Source organism: Fulvivirga kasyanovii (genome assembly GCF_009711405.1).
GTDB classification, from domain to species: Bacteria; Bacteroidota; Bacteroidia; order Cytophagales; family Cyclobacteriaceae; genus Fulvivirga; species Fulvivirga kasyanovii.
The window spans coordinates 1-3,836 of record NZ_SMLW01000274.1 but is presented as its reverse complement, the minus strand read 5'-3'; the positions used below and the strand labels follow the sequence as shown (position 1 = coordinate 3,836).

The window sequence follows — 3,836 nt, the reverse complement described above, 5'->3', positions numbered from 1 at the left end:
AAAAAAGCCTCGCATTGCTGCAAGGCTCCTTTATTTCAGTTTATCACGGAAGTAATTTCCGCACTATGATTTAAAGTTTCAGTTATATTGAGTATTTACTTCCAACCTGTACATACAATTCCACCGTGTCAATTTTTACATTGTCAATCAACTCATCAATAAACTTCGATACTCCTTCAATTTTATATTTACCTGCTTCTCTAAATGTGGTCTGATAAAACACTGCATTATATTCTTCATGTATTTCCTTCTGCTCAGATTTAAGTAAATTACCTTCACTATCATACTTATTCACATAGAACTCTCTTGTAACCCAATCAGGGGAAGCCAAGTAAAAATGTATATTAAATGTATCATTTCTATTCAACTTCACACTCTGTGTTTTCATGAATAGAATACCTTCGCCTTTTTTCGTAATTAAGTTTCCTTCTTTGTCATACTCTCTCTCATACCCAATTTCATTTAAATGATTAAAAAAAGCATGTTTCTTCTTTAACGGTTCTTCCACTCTCATGGTGTCACCATCCGTTTCCGTAAAATAAACATCCAATAATCCATCATAGTAAGTTATAAACTCTCCTGTGGGCTTGCCTTTATCCCAGAACCTTATACTTTTTATCTTTCCAGATTTGCAGCCACCTTCCTATTGCCGGGTCATAAGCTCTAAAATGTGCAAATCCCATCCCAAATCCAACTCTGTTACCCTTTCTATGCCATTAAAAAGAAAATCGTTCTTTTTAGCAGTCACCCTTTGATAGGAGTTAAAGGTTAACCCAAAGGGAAAATAGTCGCCCTTCTACGCGAGATTGAAGTTAGGTTTATTATTTATTGTAATGGCTTTATAATAACACTCTTACCATCATTATCCTTACCAATTATCTTAACATTTCCTCCTTCATCTATTTCTCTATCCAAACTTCTATTTTTGTTTTGTAAATCAGGATATTCAAAATTAATAATCAAACTATTAGAACTATAGATAGATAGTAGTATTAATCCAGAATACCTGTCTCGAACAAAAAACTTATACTTGCCTCCTGGCATCCTTTCCCATGAAGACACAATGGCTCCATTGTTCTCTTTGATCCAATTAAGTGCAGCCAAACTATCCACATTAGTTATCCATATTGAACGATTGAAAACAGGGGCATTATCATTCAAAAAATCGTATGACACACCAACTCCATTTACTGTTTTTGTAATAACGTTCAGTGAATCCACTTTTTTATATCCGTTTTTGATTAAGTCTTTAATTTCAACCTCAAGAGGAGGTGTCAATATATTCTTATCATTAACATTTCCATCCTTGCATCCACTGAATATAATGCAGATAAAAAGAAAAATAAACTTCTTCATATTACTTTTTTCTTGTTCCATACGGGGTTCTGATTTGATAAGAACTGCTTACCTCAACGCCTGATTTTGCTATTTTATCAGCAGGGTCTACTAAACCAACAGCAAATGAAGCTGCACTAACCCACGAGCTTATAATACCAAGAAAACCACTTGCATGAGATGCTGCTTCCGAATTTTTAGTAGCTAGACCCATGGCGTAAGATTCTCTATTATTTGCTTCATAGGCACTGGCATCAGAAACAACCGAGAGCAATTCTGTATTCAACGTCATAGTATTTCCATCCTCAGATATAATTTGCCCGTCTTTAACATTTCCTTCTATAGATGAAACTTCAGAGTTTATCAATTCACCATCGGGTGAATATTCAGCTATTGTTGTCTGACTTGTACCTCCTAGGATATTCCCAGACTCATCCATAGTAATGGTTGTCTTAGTACTAGATTTGTGTATATTATCATACGAACTCTGAACAGCAACACCATCCTTCAATTCTGCCGTCATAGTCCCTGATGAGGTAATCAATTGCTCAATTACAGAAATTGGCTTTCCGTTTTCATCTTCGGATTCCTTTGCAACTATTTTTTCACTTTTTGCCTCAACAGCACACTTTGGACATCCTACATTATCTTCCGGCATCATCCCATCAGGATCAATAAATCTGATCGGGTTATCAAAGGCATAGTTATAGGGAGAGTGCCTTCTCATCAGATCGGCTGCAGGGTCAACCTGCAGGAACCTTCCGATTACTGGATCATAATACCTAGCTTGGTAATCGTAAACATTCCAAGCCTAAATCTTCTTGCAACTCAAAACCATTGTACTTGAAATCGTTCTTTTTGGCCGTCACCCTTTGATAGGAGTTAAATTGCAGTCCAAAGGGATAATAATCATCACTTTGCACCACAGGAGATTCATTAATCTGTATCTCCAAATCATCAAAGTAAATATCAGTCAAAGAACCTTCATTGCTCACATAAACTAAGATATGGCCATTTTGCGGTATTTCAAAGTTTTCGATACGCAGTTCATCATACGGTGAATCCGAGATGCCGTTTATGATTGACTCAGTGGCGCCATCTGCTATTTGGTCGTAGGCAAAGGATGCATCTTTGATGAGATCAATGGCTTCTCCTTCGGGCAGGAATATGAGGTTTAAAAATGCTTTAGGAGCATCACTATCCTCATAAGGGAAGTCTGCCCCTCCTATGAGGGAGCCTTCACCAAAATTATTATTAATGGTATTTGTTCCTCCCTCATTCACTCCCGGCACACCACCTGTAAATGCATTAATAAGCGCTGAGGCCAGTGTTGTGGAGATAATGCCAGGATCCTCTGATGCTGCTATATATTTAGCAAACGCAGATGCTGTTACTCTATCTCCCGCCCCTACGGGTATAGCAATTACGCTTCCTACCTGAGTATGCGGTGAGCTTCTCAATACCTGCGCGTGGCTGTACGCCGTATTATCAGCATAGGCGCCTGCTGTATGATTGAAGTCCCCTTCATTACTAATATTTACCTATTCAAAAAGCCCCACATCATCAGCATTATCAGGATCATTTTCATAGTTGGCTTTAAAGATGATTGTCTTCGGTTTCGTCGTAAAGGTCAGCCTTGTATTTCCCAAGTGGTCTTTTAAATGGTACTGGTACTCCCAGCTCTCTGTAGTTTCATCCTTTACAATCCTACCTTCTTCATGCTGGATCAGTTGGAGGGCCTACCTCCATCTCAATTACAGCATGTGAAAGTTTCTATACTTAATCCAAGCTTTCACTTCTCGACACACCTACGACCAGAATGAAGATTTCAAACAACAAAAAAGCGGCAATAATTGAACTCTTTTTTCCTAACTTAGCTATTTAGGTAATGGATAGACCTTAATTAAAATACTCTACTAATGCTATCTCCAGAAGACTTTTGGAATTGGTTCTCTAAAAATAAAAACCAGTTTTTCTTTTTAAACCAAATTGATAATCCTCTCGAAAGGGAGAGACTCCTTGATATCTTTTTAATCCAACTTCATTCCTACTGCAACCACTTATATTTTAAGATTGGAGGACACCCCGATGAAACTCAAGATTTGATTATCACTGCGGAAGGAGACAGTAGATATTTTAATAAAGTTGAAGAATTGGTAAAACATGCTCCCAAATTTAAAGATTGGAACATCCTGGTATTTAAACCTCCCAAAGGCACGGACTTCAATACTACCTATAAAGGAATTACACTAAACCCAAATAAACTATGGTTTCTTCCGCTGGAAAACAAAAAGCAACCGTCTCAGATTGGAATTAAAGTATGCATAGAGGGTTATAAAGCATCCTTGCAAGAGGATTTTTTAACGGCTTCCTATTTGGTACTAGATGAAATGTTAGGTGAAAAAAGTAGTGCCCTTGATATTCACCATGTGGAAGTTGGCCCGTTACCAAACAATCCAGAGGATAATGGGCTAATCGAATTTATCGAGCTTGCAGACTAC

General features: G+C 37.5%; 5 protein-coding genes. 1 reads left to right on the top strand and 4 read right to left on the bottom strand.

The window, feature by feature from the left end; genetic code table 11:
• Positions 1-82: 82 nt before the first annotated feature.
• From E1163_RS01855 to E1163_RS30900, 4 genes are all read right to left on the bottom strand, one after another.
• Entirely contained in the window at positions 83-514 is a 432-nt protein-coding gene (locus E1163_RS01855) for a hypothetical protein (protein ID WP_155168879.1), read from the bottom strand.
• Between the two features lie 311 nt (positions 515-825).
• Positions 826-1,377, bottom strand: a complete 552-nt coding sequence (locus tag E1163_RS01850) for a hypothetical protein (protein ID WP_155168878.1) — start codon at positions 1,375-1,377, stop codon at positions 826-828.
• On the bottom strand, positions 1,358-2,089 hold the full coding sequence (locus tag E1163_RS30905; protein ID WP_246223462.1) for a hypothetical protein: 732 nt from the start codon (positions 2,087-2,089) through the stop codon (positions 1,358-1,360). Before E1163_RS30905 ends, E1163_RS01850 begins: the two co-directional genes overlap by 20 nt.
• A 28-nt stretch (positions 2,090-2,117) precedes the next feature.
• Positions 2,118-2,795 carry a hypothetical protein gene (locus E1163_RS30900; protein ID WP_221417907.1) on the bottom strand — a complete coding sequence of 226 codons (678 nt, stop codon included), beginning with the start codon at positions 2,793-2,795 and terminating at the stop codon, positions 2,118-2,120.
• A gap of 459 nt (positions 2,796-3,254) precedes the next feature.
• Between E1163_RS30900 and E1163_RS01840 the strand changes: the two genes are divergently transcribed.
• Positions 3,255-3,836, top strand: a 582-nt coding sequence (locus tag E1163_RS01840) for a hypothetical protein (protein ID WP_155168876.1), incomplete at its 3' end; no start/stop codon positions are given.